Below are 14,705 nucleotides of genomic sequence, written 5' to 3' on the forward strand. Positions count from 1 at the left end.
GGCAAAAAAGATGAACCTGATCCAGATCCGCACCCAGGCCGGCGAACGTCGCGTCGGCGTCGTCTCCGGCGGCGGCGACACGCTGAAGCTGCTGTCGGTCTTCGAGACCACCTACGACCTCGCCCAGGCGGCGATCGGCGCGCGCAAGGGCATTGCCGAGCTGGTCGCGGCCGATGAGGGCGACGGCACCGACTCCTACGCCGCCGTCATCGCCGAGGGCCGGCTGCTGGTGCCGCTAGACCATCCCGACCCGGCGCATTGCATCGTCACCGGCACGGGGCTGACCCATCTCGGCAGCGCCGACGCCCGCGACCAGATGCACAAGACTCTGGGCGAGGCGGAAAAGCTGACCGACAGCATGAAGATGTTCCGTGACGGCATCGCCGGCGGCAAGCCGGCCGGGGGCCAGGCGGGCGGCAAGGCCGGGGTCCAGCCGGAATGGTTCTACAAGGGCGACGGCTCGATCGTGGTCGCCGGTGAGCAGCCGCTGACCATGCCCGACTTCGCCCTGGACGGCGGCGAGGAGCCGGAGATCACCGGCTGCTACCTGGTCGGGCCGGACGGCACGCCCTGGCGCGTCGGCTTTGCCATCGGCAACGAGTTCTCCGATCACATCACCGAGCGGCAGAACTACCTGCTGCTGGCCCATTCCAAGCTGCGGCAGTGCTCGGTCGGGCCGGAGCTGCTGATCGGCCCGCTGCCGGACGACGTGCGCGGCACCAGCCGGATCACCCGCGGCAACCAGGTGATCTGGGAGAAGCCGTTCCTGAGCGGCGAGGCCAATATGAGCCATTGGATCGCCAATCTGGAGCACCACCACTTCAAATACGGCCTGTTCCGCCGGCCCGGCGACGTGCACCTGCACTTCTTCGGCACGGCGACGCTGAGCGTCACCGACGGCATCAAGCCCGAGCCCGGCGACCGCTTCGAGATCGAGGCCGCCGCCTTCGGCCGGCCTTTGCGCAACCCACTGGCGCGCGCGGCGGAGGAGACGGTCGTGGTGCGGGCGCTGTAGGCTCGGGGCACGGACCACTCCCTTACTGTCATTGCCGGGCTTGACCCGGCAATCCAGAGGGTCTCGACAGACTCTGGATGCCCGGGCCAGGCCCGGGCATGACAGGCAGAAACGACGGAAGACGGGGAAACGCAGATGAACAGGATCGACCTCGACGGCAAGATCGCCGTCGTCACCGGCGGGGCGCAGGGCATCGGCCGCGCCGTCGCCGAACGCTTCATCGCCTCCGGCGCCCGGGTGGTGCTGTGGGACCGCGACCAGGCGCTGGTCGAGCAGACGGCGAAGGCGATGGGCGCCACCGGCACCGCCATCGACGTCACCGACGCGGCCGCGATCGCCGCCGCGGTCGAGGCCCAGGGCCAGATCGACATCCTGATCAACAACGCCGGCATCGCCGGGCCTTCGGTGAAGACCTGGGACTATCCGATCGACACTTGGCGCCAGGTGATCGAGCTGGACCTGAACGCGGTCTACTACTGCTGCCGCGCGGTGGTGCCGGGGATGATCGCCCGCGGCTATGGCCGCATCGTCAACGTCTCGTCGATCGCCGGCAAGGAGGGCAACCCGAACGCCAGCGCCTATTCCGCCGCCAAGTCGGGCGTGATCGCCCTGACCAAGTCGCTGGGCAAGGAGTTGGCCGGCCAGGACATCGCGGTCAACTGCGTCACCCCGGCCACCGCAAAGACCCGGATCCTGGAGCAGATCAGCCAGGAGCATATCGACTACATGCTGTCGCGCATCCCCCGCGCCCGCTTCCTGAAGGTCGAGGAGGCGGCGTCGATGATCGCCTGGCTGTGTTCGGCCGAGAACAGCTTCACCACCGGCGCCGTGTTCGACCTGTCCGGCGGCCGCGCCACCTATTGACCCGATGACGGCCCCCGACCTGCTGCCGGCCCTGCGCCGGATGGGGCTGGCGGGCCCGGGCGAGACGCCGCGCTTCACCGCGCTGACCGGCGGCGTCTCCTCCGACATCTGGCGGGTCGACCTGGCCGCCGGCCCGGTCTGCGTCAAGCGGGCCCTGCCGAAGCTGCGGGTCGCGGCCGACTGGCAGGCGCCGGTGGTGCGCAACCTGTATGAGGCGCGCTGGATGCGGGTGGCCGCCGGCATCGTGCCGCAGGCGGTGCCGGCCCTGCTGGGCCAGGACGATGCCGCCGGCGCCCTGGCCATGGCCTATCTGGCGCCGGAGGACCACCCGGTGTGGAAGGCCCAACTGCGCGACGGCCAGGCCGATCCGGCGGTCGCGGCCGAGGTGGGACGGCGGCTGGTCAGGATCCATGCGGCGACGGCGGCGGATCCGGGTCTGGCGGCCGAATTCCCGACCGACGGCATCTTCTACGACATCCGGCTGGAGCCCTATCTGGTCGCGACCGCGGCCGCGCATCCGGATTGCGCCGACGCGCTGTTGGCCCTGGTCGAGACCACGCGGGCGACCAAGCGGGCGCTGGTCCATGGCGACGTCAGCCCGAAGAACATCCTGATCGGACCGCAAGGCCCGGTGTTCATCGACGCCGAATGCGCCTGGTGGGGCGACCCGGCCTTCGACCTCGCCTTCTGCCTGAATCATTTGCTGCTGAAGGGGCTGTGGCGGCCCGAATCGGCCGGGCAGTTCCTGGCTTGCTTCGACGCGCTGGCCGTCGCCTATCTCGCCGGCGTGGACTGGGAACCGGCCGCCGCCTTCGAGGCCCGCGCCGCGCGGCTGCTGCCCGGGCTGCTGCTGGCCCGGGTCGACGGCAAGTCCCCGGTCGAATACCTCACCGACTCCGCACAGAAGGACCGGGTGCGCCGGGTGGCGAAACCGCTGCTGCTGGCCCCGCCGAACAGACTGGCCCAGATCCGCATCGCCTGGGCCGAGGAGTTGAGCCTGTGACCCGCACCACCATCGCCGAGATCCGTGGCCGCCGCGTGTGGGACAGCCGCGGCCGGCCGACCGTGGAGGCCGAGATCCGGCTGGAGGGCGGCGCGATCGGCCGCGCCATCGCCCCAGCCGGGGCCTCCACCGGCTCGGGCGAGGCGCTGGACCGGCGCGACGGCGGCACCGGCTTCGGCGGCCATGACGTGCGCGGCGCGGTCGATGCGGTGAATGGTGAGATCGCCCGCGCCCTGGCCGGCTTCGACGCTTCCGACCAGGCCGGGCTGGACCAGGCCCTGATCGGCCTGGACGGCACCGCGAACAAGGCGCGGCTGGGCGGCAACGCCACCATCGCCGTGTCGATGGCCACGGCCCATGCTGCCGCGGCCGCCGCCGGCCTGCCGCTGTGGCGCCATCTCGGCGGCGACGATGCCGTGCTGCTGCCCCTGCCGGAGATCCAGATCTTCGGCGGCGGCGCCCATGCCGGACGGCGGCTGGACCTGCAGGACTTCATGGTGATCTGCCCCGGCGCCGGCAGCTTCGCCGAGGCGCTGGACTGGACCGCGGAGGTCTACCGCGCCGCCGGGTCGCTGATGGCCGAGTCCGGCAAGCTGTGCGGCGTCGCCGACGAAGGCGGCTTTTGGCCGGCCTTCGCCGATTCGGCCGAGGCGCTGGACATGCTGGTCCGCGCCATCGAGACCGCCGGCCGCCGGCCGGGCGATGAGGTCGCGATCGCGCTGGATGTCGCCGCCTCCGAATTCGGCCGCGACGGCCGCTACCGCTTCGAGGGGCGGGAGCGCGACACCGGCGAGATGGTCGAGCTGGTCGCCGGCTGGACCCGGCGCTGGCCGATCCTGTCGGTCGAGGACCCGGTGGCGGAGGACGATGCCGCCGGCTTCCGGGCCATCACCGCGGCGATCGGCGACCGGGTGCAGATCGTCGGCGACGATTTCCTGGTCACCGATGCGGCGCGGGTGCGCGAGGCCGCGGCGACACGGGCCTGCACCACCGTGCTGATCAAGCCGAACCAGCGCGGCACCCTGACCGAGACCAGGGCGGCCTGGGATGCGGCGAAGGCGGTCGGGCTGACCGGCATCGTCTCCGCCCGCTCGGGCGAGAGCGAGGACACCACCATCGTCGACCTGGTGGTCGGCTGGGGCGTCGGCCAGCTGAAGGTCGGGTCCTTCGCCCGGTCGGAGCGGATGGCGAAATGGAATGCGGCGCTGCGGATTGAGGAGGCGCTGGGCGGCCGCGCCATCTTCGCCGGCCGAAGCACCTTGCGCGGGTGAGCGGTCTGGGGTGTTCTGCCGGTCCCGCATCCGGATGAGCTTATGAATTTCGACCTCGCCTCGATCGATCTCCGCATCCTCGGCCTCGTCATCCTCGGCGTCGCGCTGCTGACCCTGCTGGTCGCGCTGTTCCGGCGGACCCGGCTGGATCTGAGCCCGCTGACCGGCGCGATCGAGGATCTGCGCCGCGACCTGGGCCGGGTGGAGCAGGAGTTGCAGACGGCGGAGCGTCGCGCCGAAGCCTCGGCCGAGGCCCGCGACAGCCGCCAGCGGCAGGAGATCGCGGCGTCCCTGCGCCACACCGGCGAGACGCTGGTCGGCGCGATGCGGGCGATCGGCGAGACCCAGCAGACCCGGCTGGACACCGTCGCCACCCGGCTGCAGGCCCTGTCCGAATCGATGGCGCAGAGCCAGGGCCGGCTGCGCGAGACGCTGGACCTGAACCTGCAGAAGCTGCGCCAGGAGAATGAGGCGAAGCTGGAGCAGATGCGCGCCACCGTCGACGAGAAGCTGCAGGCGACGCTGGAGACCCGGCTGCAGGCCCAGTTCCAGACCGTGAGCGAGCGGCTGGAGCGGGTGCATCAGGGCCTGGGCGAGATGCAGGTGCTGGCCGGCGGCGTCGGCGACCTGAAGAAGATGCTGTCCGGCGTGAAGACCCGCGGCACCTTCGGCGAGGAGCAGCTGGACGCCCTGCTGGAGCAGGTGCTGACCGAGGACCAGCTGGTGCGCAACGCCCGGCCGCGGCCGGATAGTTCCGAGACGGTGGAGTTCGCCATCCGCCTGCCCGAAGGCGTGCTGCTGCCGGTCGACAGCAAGTTCCCGCAGGAGGATTACGAGCGGCTGAACCTGGCGCTGGAGGCCGGCGATACCGTGGCGGCCGAGGCGGCAGGCCGGCAGCTGGACCGGCGGATCCGCGACGAGGCCAAGAAGATCGCCACCAAATACATCTATCCGCCTGTCACCACCGATTTCGCGGTGCTGTTCGTGCCGACCGAGGGGCTGTTCGCCGAGATCCTGCGCCGGCCCGGCCTGCGCGAATCGGTGCGCGAGCAGTACCGCGTCACCATCCTGGGCCCGACCACGCTGGGCGCCTTCCTGTCCAGCCTGCGCATGGGCTTCCGCACCCTCGCCATCCAGCACAAATCGGCCGAGATCTGGCAGGTGCTGGGCGCGGTCAAGGCGGAGTTCCAGAGCTATGGCGAGCTGATGGACAAGGTCGGCAAGAAGCTGCAGGAAGGGCAGAACGTGATCCAGCAGATCGGCACCCGCACCCGCGCCATCCACCGCAAGCTGCGCCAGGTCGAGGAACTGCCGATGGACAAGGCGGCGCCGCTTCTGGAGCTGGACGTACCCGAGGCCGACATGCCGGCCATGACGGAAGACGAAACGCCATAGCCTTGTTGCATCGGATATCGGCACGACCTATCCAGTAGCCATTCATCCGACAATAGGTCGAGAGAGGGAACGAAATGAGCGTCCACGCCAATTACATCGCCGGATCCTGGGTCGAAGGCCCGGACGCCGCGAAGAACGTGAACCCGTCGGACCTGTCGGACGTGGTGGGCGAATACACCCGCGCCGACCGCGCCCAGGCGGAGCAGGCGATCGCCGCGGCCCGCGCCGCCTTCCCGAAGTGGTCGATGACCACGCTGCAGGAGCGGCACGACCTGCTGGACAAGATCGGCAACACCATCCTGGCGAAGAAGGAAGAGCTGGGCCGGCTGCTGTCGCGCGAGGAGGGCAAGACCCTGCCCGAGGGCATCGGCGAGGCCGCCCGCGCCGGCCAGATCTTCAAGTTCTTCGCCGGCGAGGTGCTGCGCATCCAGGGTGAGAAGCTGGCCTCGGTCCGCCCCGGCATCGATGTCGAGATCACGCGGGAGCCGATGGGCGTCATCGGCCTGATCACGCCGTGGAACTTCCCGATCGCGATCCCGGCCTGGAAGATCGCCCCGGCCCTGGCCTACGGCAACTGCGTCGTGTTCAAGCCGGCCGACCTGGTGCCGGGCAGCGCCTGGGCCCTGTCGCAGATCATCATCGACTCCGGCGTGCCGTCCGGTGTGTTCAACCTGGTGATGGGCCGCGGCTCGGTGGTCGGCGAGGCCTTCGTCGCCAGCCGCGATATCGACGCCATCAGCTTCACCGGCTCTGTCGGCACCGGCCGCGCCATCGCGGTGCGCTGCGCCGAGATCGGCAAGAAGGTGCAGCTCGAGATGGGCGGCAAGAACCCGATGGTCATCCTCGACGATGCCGACCTGAACACCGCCGTCGGGGCCGCCACCAACAGCGCCTTCTTTTCCACCGGCCAGCGCTGCACCGCCTCGTCCCGCCTGATCGTGACCGAGGGCATCCATGACCGCTTCGTCGCGGCGATGACCGAGAAGCTGAAGTCGCTGAAGGTCGACAACGCGCTGAAGCAGGGCACCGAGATGGGCCCGGTGGTGGACCAGAGCCAGCTGGACCAGGACCTGTCCTACATCGACATCGGCGTCAAGGAAGGCGCCAAGCTGGCCTTCGGCGGCGAGCGGCTGAACCGCGAGACCGAGGGCTTCTACCTGTCCCCGGCGCTGTTCATCGAGACCACCAACGACATGCGGATCAGCCGCGAGGAGATCTTCGGGCCGGTCGCCTCGGTGATCCGGGTCAAGGACTACGAGGCTGCACTGGCAACGGCGAACGACACCGAATTCGGCCTCTCCGCCGGCATCGCGACCTCGAGCCTGAAATACGCCAGCCACTTCAAGCGGGCCAGCCAGGCCGGCATGGTGATGGTGAACCTGCCGACCGCGGGCGTGGATTATCACGTGCCGTTCGGCGGCCGGAAGGGCTCCAGCTACGGCCCGCGCGAACAGGGCCGCTACGCCGCGGAGTTCTACACGGTGGTGAAGACCGCTTATACCTTCCCAGGCTGATCGGCTGAAGGCCGATCATGGCCTCGGGCTGATCTGACGCAGGCTGATCAATGCAAAGGGCCCGGCCGGCGACGGCCGGGCCCTTTCATTTGGCCGGGCGCGCTTGACACCCCGCCCGGCCCTTGCGAGCCTCGGCCCTGGAAGTGACACGGGGTGCCCGCGCTCGGGCTGAGATCATACCCGTCGAACCTGATCTGGGTCATGCCAGCGAAGGGAACCGTCACGCGATGCCTGGCCCACGGGCCATGATCCTCTTGGATCGATCGCCGACGCCCCCTTCGCCACGGCGGAGGAATGGATGAGCACGGCATTTCAGGCATTCGGATCGACCGGGCGGCGACGCTTCGACCTGTCGGTCTATCTCGTCACCGACACCCGGCTGAGCGGCCCGCGCGGCGTCGCGGCGGTGGCCGCGGCGGCGGTGCGGGGCGGCGTCACCCTGGTGCAGCTGCGCGACCCCGACGCCACCACCCGGTCCCTGATCGAGGCGGCGCGGCAGCTGCAGGCGGTGCTGGCGCCGCTGGGCATCCCGCTGATCGTCAACGACCGGGTCGACGTGGCCCTGGCGGTCGGCGCCGACGGCGTGCATCTGGGCGACCGCGACATGCCGGCGGAGACCGCGCGCCGGCTGCTAGGCCCTGAGCTGATCATCGGCGTCACCGTGCATGACGCGGCGGAGGCGCGGGCGGTCGATGCCGCCATCGCCGACTACGCCGGCATCGGCCCGGTCTTCGCCACCTCGACCAAGGCCGAGGCGCGGCCGGCGATCGGCGTCGACGGCTTCCGCACCCTGCGCGAGCAGGTGCCCCTCCCCGTGGTCGGCATCGGCGGCATCGATGCGGCCCTGGCCGCCGCCGTGGTCGCGGCCGGGGCCGACGGCGTCGCCGTGGTCTCGGCGATCTGCGCCGCCGCCGACCCGGAGGCCGCCGCCCGGGCGATCCGCGGGGCGGTGACCAACGGGCGGGGAACGGCGTGATCCCCGCCGGCACCATCCCCAACGTCCTGACCATTGCCGGCACCGACCCGTCCGGCGGCGCCGGCATCCAGGCCGACCTCAAGGCGTTCTCCGCCCTCGGCGCCTACGGCACCACGGTCATCACCGCGCTGGTGGCCCAGAACACCCGCGGGGTCGAGGCGGTGGAGCTGGTGTCGCCGGCCTTCGTGACCCGGCAGATCGACTGCCTGCTGGCCGATGTGCGGATCGACGCGGTCAAGATCGGCATGCTGGCCACCGCCGGGATCGTGCGCGCGGTGGCCGACGCGCTGCGCCGGCACGGGCTGACCCAGGTGGTGGTCGACCCGGTCATGGTGGCCAAGAGCGGCGACCGGCTGCTGCGCCAGGACGCCGTCTCCGCCCTGCGCGAGGAGATCCTGCCGCTGGCCGCGTTGGTCACCCCGAACCTGCCGGAGGCGGCCGACCTGCTGGACCGGCCGGCGGCCGCGCGCCGGGCGGAGATGCCGGAGACCGCGGCGGCGCTGCTGGCACTGGGGCCGCGCGCGGTGCTGCTGAAGGGCGGGCACCTGGAGGACGAGGCGGAGAGCCCGGACCTGCTGCTGGGCCCGGCCGGCGCCGTCATCCTGACCGCGCCGCGCATCGCCACCCGCAACACCCACGGCACCGGCTGCACCCTGTCGGCCGCGATCGCCGCCCTGCTGCCGCAGCGTCCCGACCTGGAGACGGCGGTGCGCGAGGCGAAGTCCTATCTGACCGGGGCGCTGCAGGCCAGCGGCCGCCTGTCGGTCGGCGGCGGCCACGGCCCGCTGCACCATTTCCACGCGCTATGGGGCTGACCGGTCAGGCGGCCGCCGCCTGATCCCGCTGCTGCGCTTCGAGCAGCCCCGCCCGCTCCGCCTCGGTCAGCTCGATCCGGGTCAGCCCGGCATCGAGCAGGAACGGAACGCCGCCCGCCGCGCCGGTCACGGCGAGCGCGCGCTTGCCCTTGGCGTCGAGCGTGAACGGCAGGAAGTCCTTGGCGGTCATCACATTCGCCTTGGCCTCACGGCCGGCGGACGGATAGCTGAACCGCCAGGCGATGGATTTCCGGACCTTCTGGCGGGTCCGGATGGTCACCGCCACTGGGGTCAGCTTCTGGCCGTCCAGCGCCAGGGCCTGCCGCTCGCCGCGATGCTGGCCGATCGAGGCGCGGACCATCCCGATGACGCCGACGACCAGCAGCACCACGGCCGCCGCGAAGCAGAGGACCCGGTCCCAGAAATAGTCGAGCCCCAGGGTCGTGGTCAGCAGATGCGGGTCGTCGGCGCTCTGCACCACCTCGGTGTCGTAGTCGCCGGAATGGATGTCGAGGAAGAAGTAGGAGACGTCGGAGCGGAAGGCGGTGCCGTCCGGGCCGGGCGCGGTCAGGGTGGCATCGCAGAAGGTGATGGCCAGTCTTGTCTGGCAGCTGCCGTCCGCAACCTCACCGTCCTGCGCGATTGCCGGATTCTGGCGGATCCGCGCATCGTTCAGCAGCGGCGGCGCCATCCACACGAACAGGGCGGCAAGCATTCCCAGCAGGATCACCTCGACGAAGACGAGCATGATCACGCGACGCACCGTCTTCGGCTTGGGCGCGTTCACCCGCAGCGGCCGGGTCGGGAAGGCGGACAGGGTCTGCATGCGGGAACTCGTCGTCAGTGATTTCTGTGGGCGGGCGGGTCGATACCGCCCGCCCGCAGAAAGCGACTGAAGAGGATTTTGTTCCCGCCCCGACGCTGGCGACCGACTTCGCCGACCTCGCGATCGGCTTCGCCGACGCGGGGATCAGCCCTTGTTCTTGTTGTAGACGTCGAAGGCCACGGCGGCGAGCAGCACCAGGCCCTTGATCACCATCTGCAGGTCGATGCCGAGGCCGAGGATCGACATGCCGTTGTTCATCACGCCCATGATGAAGGCACCGATCACCACACCGGTGATCTTGCCCACGCCGCCCGAAGCCGAGGCGCCGCCGATGAAGCAGGCGGCGATGGCGTCGAGCTCGAACTGGTTGCCGGCCTGCGGCACCGCCGAGGTCAGGCGCGCCGTGGTGATCAGCCCGGCCAGCGCCGCCAGCACCCCCATGTTGACGAAGGTCAGGAACACCAGCCGTTCGGTGTTGATGCCGGACAGCTTGGCCGCCTTCTCGTTGCCGCCCACCGCGTAGATGCGGCGGCCGAGCGTGGTGCGGGTGGTGACGAAGGCGTAGAGCACCACCAGAACGCCCATCAGGATCAGGATGTTGGGCAGGCCGTTGTAGGTCGCCAGCAGGTAGCCGAGCCCGGCCAGGGCCACCAGCGTCGCCACGTTCTTGATGACGAAGAACAGCAGGGGCTCCTGCTCGACGCCGTGCTGGATCTCGTTGCGCCGGTTCTTGATGTTGAACCAGACCAGGATCAGCGGCACGGCCAGGCTGATCAAGAGCGTGGTGATCCAGACCTTGCCGTTGCCGGTGAACAGCTCCGGCACCGAGCCGAACGGCTCGGCGATGAAGCCCGAGGACATCTTCTGGAACTCGACCGGCACCGGCCCGGCGCGCTCGCCGTTCAGCACCATGATGCAGAGGCCGCGGAAGGCCAGCATCCCCGCTAGGGTGACGATGAAGGACGGGATCTTGCGGTAGGCGACGAAATAGCCTTGGGCGGCCCCGATCACCGCGCCCAGCACCAGGCAGGCGATGGCGGAGAGCCAGGGGTCGACGCCCTCCCACACCATGAGCGCGCCGCCGACCGCGCCGACGAAGCCCGCGATCGAACCGACCGACAGATCGATATGGCCGCTGACGATGACCAGCAGCATGCCGAAGGCCAGCACGATGACGTAGGCGTTCTGCTGGATCAGGTTGCTCAGGTTCAGGGGGGTGAACAGCCGACCGTCGGTCGCGAACTGGAAGAAGACCATGATCGCGACCAGCGACAGCAGCATCGCGTATTCGCGGATGTTGTTCTTCAGGAACTCGCCGATCCGGGTGTTCACCCGAGTCTGCAGGGCAGTGGTTTCGGTGGTCATCGCCTTGGTCCCTAGGCCCGTTCTCTCGAGCGCATGATCGCCCGCATGATGTTTTCCTGAGAGGCTTCCTTCGCCGGCATCTCGGCGACAAGGCGGCCCTCGTTCATGACGTAGATCCGGTCGCACATGCCCAGCAGTTCGGGCATCTCCGACGAGATCATGATCACGCCCTTCCCGGCCGCGACCAGCTGGTTGATGATGGTGTAGATCTCGTATTTGGCGCCGACATCGATGCCGCGGGTCGGCTCGTCGAGGATCAGCACCTCGGGCCCCGCGAACAGCCACTTGCTCAACACCACCTTCTGCTGGTTGCCGCCGGACAGGTTGACCGTCCGCTGCTGCACGCCGGAGGAGCGGATGTTGAGCTTGCGCCGGTAGTCGAAGGCGACGCCGAGCTCACGCATCTCGTCGATGATGCCGCGGCGGGCCACGCCGGGAAGGCGGGCCAGCGGGATGTTGTGCTGGATCGAATCGCCCAGCACCAGGCCCAGCTGCTTGCGGTCCTCGGTGACGTAGGCGAGGCCGGCGGCGATCGCCTTGGGCACGGTGCCGAGGTCGGCCGGCTGGCCGCGCATGGTGGCGGTGCCGGTGATCTTCTGGCCGTAGGACTTGCCGAAGACGCTCATGGCGAATTCGGTCCGCCCCGCCCCCATCAGCCCGGCGATGCCCACCACCTCGCCGGCCCGGACATGCAGGTCGATGCCCTTGATCATCTGCCGGTCGCCATGCAGCGGGTGGTAGACGCTCCAGCCCTTCACCGCGAGCAGGGTCTCGCCCGGCTCCGGCTCGCGCCCGGGATAGCGGTCGGTCAGGTCGCGGCCGACCATGCCCTTGATGATGCGGTCCTCGTTGACCACGCCGCCGCGCGCGTCCAGCGTCTCGATGGTCGAGCCGTCGCGCAGGATGGTGATCGAATCCGCGACCTTGGTGATCTCGTTCAGCTTGTGCGAGATCAGGATCGAGGAGATGCCCTGGCGCTTGAACTCCAGCAGCAGCTCCAGGAGCGCGTCGCTGTCGCTCTCGTTCAGGCTGGCGGTCGGCTCGTCGAGGATCAGGAGCTTCACCTCCTTCGACAGGGCCTTGGCGATCTCGACCAGCTGCTGCTTGCCGATGCCGATATTGGTGACCAGCGTCGCCGGGTTCTCCTTCAGCCCGACCTTGCCGAGCAGCGCCCGCGCCCGGACCAGCGTCTCGTTCCAGTCGATGACGCCCCGGGTCGCCACCTCGTTGCCGAGGAACAGGTTCTCGGCGATCGACAGGAGCGGCACCAGCGCCAGCTCCTGATGGATGATGATGATGCCGGCGTGCTCGCTGTCCGCGATCGAGCGGAACTGTCGTTCCCGCCCCTCGAAATGGATTCCGCCTTCATAGGTGCCGTGCGGATAGACGCCGGACAGGACCTTCATCAGCGTCGACTTGCCGGCGCCGTTCTCGCCGACCACGGCATGGATCTCGCCGCGCCTGACCGCGAGATTGACGTCACTGAGCGCTTTCACGCCCGGGAACGTCTTGGTGATGCCGCGCATCTCCAGGATCGTATCGACCGTAGGATTAATCGTATCCACCTCAAGGCTCCGCTCGCCACGGGCGCCGACCTGCCGCTTGGGCGCGGCAGATGCAACGGCAGGGCCCCGCGCCCGGAGGCGCGGGGCCCTGGGGGCATTGTCAGATTACTTCAGTTGGGCGGCGGTGTAGTAGCCGCTGTCGACCAGGGTCTTCTGGACGTTGGCCTTGGTCACCGGCACCGGAATCAGCAGGTAGGACGGCACCACCTTGACCCCGTTGTTGTAGGTCTTGGTGTCGTTGACCTTCGGCTCGGCGCCCGACATCACGGCGTCGATCATGTCCACCGTCACCTTGGCGAGGTCGCGCGTGTCCTTGAACACGGTCGAGTACTGGTCGCCGGCAAGGATCGACTTGACCGACGGGACCTCGGCGTCCTGGCCGGAGACGAAGGGCAGCGGCCGGTCGCCCGAGCCGTAGCCGACCGCCTTCAGCGAGGCGATGATGCCCATCGACAGGCCGTCATAGGGCGACAGCACCGCGTCCACCTTCTTGTCGCCGTAATAGGCCGACAGCAGGTTGTCCATGCGGGCCTGGGCAGTGTTCGGGTCCCAGCGCAAGATGCCGACCTTGTCCATGCCCATCTGGCCGCTGGGCACCACCACCTTCTTGCTGTCGATGTAGGGCTGCAGCACCGACATCGCGCCGTTGTAGAAGAAGAAGGCGTTGTTGTCGTCCGGCGAGCCGCCGAACAGCTCGACATTGAACGGGCCCTTGCCGTCCTTCAGGCCGAGCGCGTCGACCAGCGAACCCGCCTGCAGCACACCGACCTGGAAGTTGTCGAAGGTGGTGTAGTAGTCGACATTCGGCGTGTCGCGGATCAGGCGGTCATAGGCGATGACCTTGATCCCGGCATCATGCGCCTGCTGCAGCACCGAGGTCAGCGTGGTGCCGTCGATCGACGCGATCACCAGCACCTTGGCGCCCTTGGTGACCATGTTCTCGATCTGGGACAGCTGGGTCGGGATGTCGTCGCCCGCATATTGCAGGTCGGCGCTGTAGCCCTTGGCCTGCAGCGACTTGACCATGTTGTCGCCGTCGGCGATCCAGCGCGCCGAAACCTTGTTCGGCATGGAGACGCCGACGAGGCCCTTGTCGGCCGCCTGTGCCTGGGAGGCGAGGGCGAACAGCCCCACCGCCAGCGCCGCGATTGCGGATTTCATCGTGCTCAAATGTCTCTCCCTCGATTTTGTGTTGAGCCGCCGGAGGGACCGAAATGGTACGGTTCCGGTGGCCGGTTTCGACGTGGATGGTCCAGGGGCACCGCCCCCGGTCATCTAAGCCGAACCATTCGCTTTCATGCGCTTGGGTGGAGTGTGGCGCCCGCGGCCCCGGCAAGACAAGGCCGTCGCGACGCCCGGCAGCCGTCCTGGCGCGATGGCCGGGCCGGTCGCGGCCGAAGGGTCAAGGTCGGCGCCCCGTGATTGATCTGGAATGCATGTCGTCCTCCCTGGCTCGGGCGCGGTTCGGCCGCGCCATCAATCCTCATACAAATAGGCCGCCACTTTCCTTCGGCGCCGGGATGCTGTCAAGCGGCGCCCGCGTCACCCGGTGAAAGGAAGCGTCGCCACCGGGCGGATGCTGTCGGCCGTGCAGCGCAGCACCGTCACCGCCTCGATCCGCCCGGCGATGGAGAGCCCGTCCCTCCGGATGTCATTCGCCAGCGCGGCCGCGCCGGCCGCATCGGCAAACCGGGCCACCGTGATGTGTGGGCAATAGGGCAAGTCAGGGCGCAGGGCCGGGGCCAGCGCGCCGGTGTAGAGTCGGTCGTGCAGCGCCGTGAGCGCGACGCGGCCGTGGCCGGGCAGCAGGAAGACCAGGTGCTCGCCCATCGCGTCGTCCACGGCCGGTTCCGCCGCCGACAGGGTGAATTCGATCGGCGCATCGCCGCGCAGCCGATCGTGCAGATGAGCCAGAACCGCATCCTCGTTCAGCAGGCCGGTCGGGAACACGAAAGTGACATGGGCCGCGATCATCGCAGCCTTGGCCGGGTCATGACGCCGGCGAATGCCCTCGACCCGGTCGCGATCCGCATCCGACCAGGCGGGATAGCCGACCACCGCGATCTTGACTGATGCCCCGCCCATCGCTTCACCCA

Annotated in this window: 13 protein-coding genes and 1 riboswitch; of the genes, 8 read left to right on the top strand and 5 right to left on the bottom strand. The window is 69.2% G+C overall.

Annotation, left to right across the window (positions count from 1 at the left end):
• Positions 1-10: 10 nt before the first annotated feature.
• The 8 genes from araD1 to thiD all read left to right on the top strand — a co-directional run bounded on the left by araD1 (position 11) and on the right by thiD (position 8,853).
• Positions 11-1,015 carry an AraD1 family protein gene (araD1, locus tag E9232_RS22345; protein ID WP_309797640.1) on the top strand — a complete coding sequence of 335 codons (1,005 nt, stop codon included), beginning with the start codon at positions 11-13 and terminating at the stop codon, positions 1,013-1,015.
• A 135-nt stretch (positions 1,016-1,150) separates the two neighbouring features.
• The gene (locus E9232_RS22350; protein ID WP_309797642.1) at positions 1,151-1,879 is read left to right on the top strand and encodes an SDR family NAD(P)-dependent oxidoreductase; all 729 of its coding nucleotides are present in this window, start codon (positions 1,151-1,153) and stop codon (positions 1,877-1,879) included.
• Positions 1,880-1,883: 4 nt separating this feature from the next.
• Entirely contained in the window at positions 1,884-2,882 is a 999-nt protein-coding gene (locus E9232_RS22355; protein WP_309797643.1) for a phosphotransferase family protein, read from the top strand.
• A complete protein-coding gene (gene eno / locus E9232_RS22360; protein WP_309797644.1) occupies positions 2,879-4,153 on the top strand; it encodes a phosphopyruvate hydratase in 1,275 nt (424 codons plus the stop codon). The genes E9232_RS22355 and eno overlap by 4 nt, the downstream gene beginning before the upstream one ends.
• 42 nt (positions 4,154-4,195) lie before the next feature.
• Positions 4,196-5,548 (top strand): DNA recombination protein RmuC, encoded by a 1,353-nt coding sequence (locus tag E9232_RS22365; protein ID WP_309797646.1) that lies wholly within the window; start codon positions 4,196-4,198, stop codon positions 5,546-5,548.
• 74 nt (positions 5,549-5,622) lie between these two features.
• Positions 5,623-7,062 (top strand): aldehyde dehydrogenase family protein, encoded by a 1,440-nt coding sequence (locus E9232_RS22370; protein ID WP_309797647.1) that lies wholly within the window; start codon positions 5,623-5,625, stop codon positions 7,060-7,062.
• A 139-nt stretch (positions 7,063-7,201) separates the two neighbouring features.
• Positions 7,202-7,296: riboswitch (TPP riboswitch) on the top strand.
• Positions 7,297-7,360: 64 nt separating this feature from the next.
• A complete protein-coding gene (gene thiE / locus E9232_RS22375) occupies positions 7,361-8,038 on the top strand; it encodes a thiamine phosphate synthase (protein ID WP_309797649.1) in 678 nt (225 codons plus the stop codon).
• Positions 8,035-8,853 carry a bifunctional hydroxymethylpyrimidine kinase/phosphomethylpyrimidine kinase gene (gene thiD / locus E9232_RS22380; protein ID WP_309797650.1) on the top strand — a complete coding sequence of 273 codons (819 nt, stop codon included), beginning with the start codon at positions 8,035-8,037 and terminating at the stop codon, positions 8,851-8,853. The genes thiE and thiD overlap by 4 nt, the downstream gene beginning before the upstream one ends.
• A gap of 4 nt (positions 8,854-8,857) precedes the next feature.
• On the opposite strand, the gene E9232_RS22385 is transcribed toward thiD, so the two are convergent.
• The 5 genes from E9232_RS22385 to E9232_RS22405 form a co-directional block, all read right to left on the bottom strand.
• Positions 8,858-9,679: a hypothetical protein gene (locus E9232_RS22385; RefSeq protein WP_309797652.1), complete on the bottom strand. Its 822-nt coding sequence runs from the start codon at positions 9,677-9,679 to the stop codon at positions 8,858-8,860.
• Between the two features lie 144 nt (positions 9,680-9,823).
• Positions 9,824-11,044 (bottom strand): multiple monosaccharide ABC transporter permease, encoded by a 1,221-nt coding sequence (gene mmsB, locus E9232_RS22390; protein WP_309797654.1) that lies wholly within the window; start codon positions 11,042-11,044, stop codon positions 9,824-9,826.
• An 11-nt stretch (positions 11,045-11,055) separates the two neighbouring features.
• Positions 11,056-12,609 carry a multiple monosaccharide ABC transporter ATP-binding protein gene (gene mmsA, locus E9232_RS22395; protein ID WP_441716509.1) on the bottom strand — a complete coding sequence of 518 codons (1,554 nt, stop codon included), beginning with the start codon at positions 12,607-12,609 and terminating at the stop codon, positions 11,056-11,058.
• Positions 12,610-12,714: 105 nt separating this feature from the next.
• Positions 12,715-13,770, bottom strand: a complete 1,056-nt coding sequence (gene chvE / locus E9232_RS22400; protein WP_309797656.1) for a multiple monosaccharide ABC transporter substrate-binding protein — start codon at positions 13,768-13,770, stop codon at positions 12,715-12,717.
• A gap of 381 nt (positions 13,771-14,151) precedes the next feature.
• Entirely contained in the window at positions 14,152-14,694 is a 543-nt protein-coding gene (locus E9232_RS22405; RefSeq protein ID WP_309797658.1) for a 2'-5' RNA ligase family protein, read from the bottom strand.
• Between the last annotated feature and the right edge of the window lie 11 nt (positions 14,695-14,705).

It is taken from the genome of Inquilinus ginsengisoli (assembly GCF_031453975.1).
GTDB classification, from domain to species: Bacteria; Pseudomonadota; Alphaproteobacteria; order DSM-16000; family Inquilinaceae; genus Inquilinus; species Inquilinus ginsengisoli_A.

Coding starts and splice junctions, on each gene's coding strand:
- E9232_RS22365 (WP_309797646.1), top strand. CDS start 4,196: ATGAATTTCGACCTCGCCTCGATCGATCTCCGCATCCTCGGCCTCGTC.
- mmsB (WP_309797654.1), bottom strand. CDS start 11,044: ATGACCACCGAAACCACTGCCCTGCAGACTCGGGTGAACACCCGGATC.
- chvE (WP_309797656.1), bottom strand. CDS start 13,770: ATGAAATCCGCAATCGCGGCGCTGGCGGTGGGGCTGTTCGCCCTCGCC.
- E9232_RS22385 (WP_309797652.1), bottom strand. CDS start 9,679: ATGCAGACCCTGTCCGCCTTCCCGACCCGGCCGCTGCGGGTGAACGCG.
- E9232_RS22350 (WP_309797642.1), top strand. CDS start 1,151: ATGAACAGGATCGACCTCGACGGCAAGATCGCCGTCGTCACCGGCGGG.
- E9232_RS22370 (WP_309797647.1), top strand. CDS start 5,623: ATGAGCGTCCACGCCAATTACATCGCCGGATCCTGGGTCGAAGGCCCG.
- araD1 (WP_309797640.1), top strand. CDS start 11: ATGAACCTGATCCAGATCCGCACCCAGGCCGGCGAACGTCGCGTCGGC.
- thiE (WP_309797649.1), top strand. CDS start 7,361: ATGAGCACGGCATTTCAGGCATTCGGATCGACCGGGCGGCGACGCTTC.
- E9232_RS22355 (WP_309797643.1), top strand. CDS start 1,884: ATGACGGCCCCCGACCTGCTGCCGGCCCTGCGCCGGATGGGGCTGGCG.
- E9232_RS22405 (WP_309797658.1), bottom strand. CDS start 14,694: ATGGGCGGGGCATCAGTCAAGATCGCGGTGGTCGGCTATCCCGCCTGG.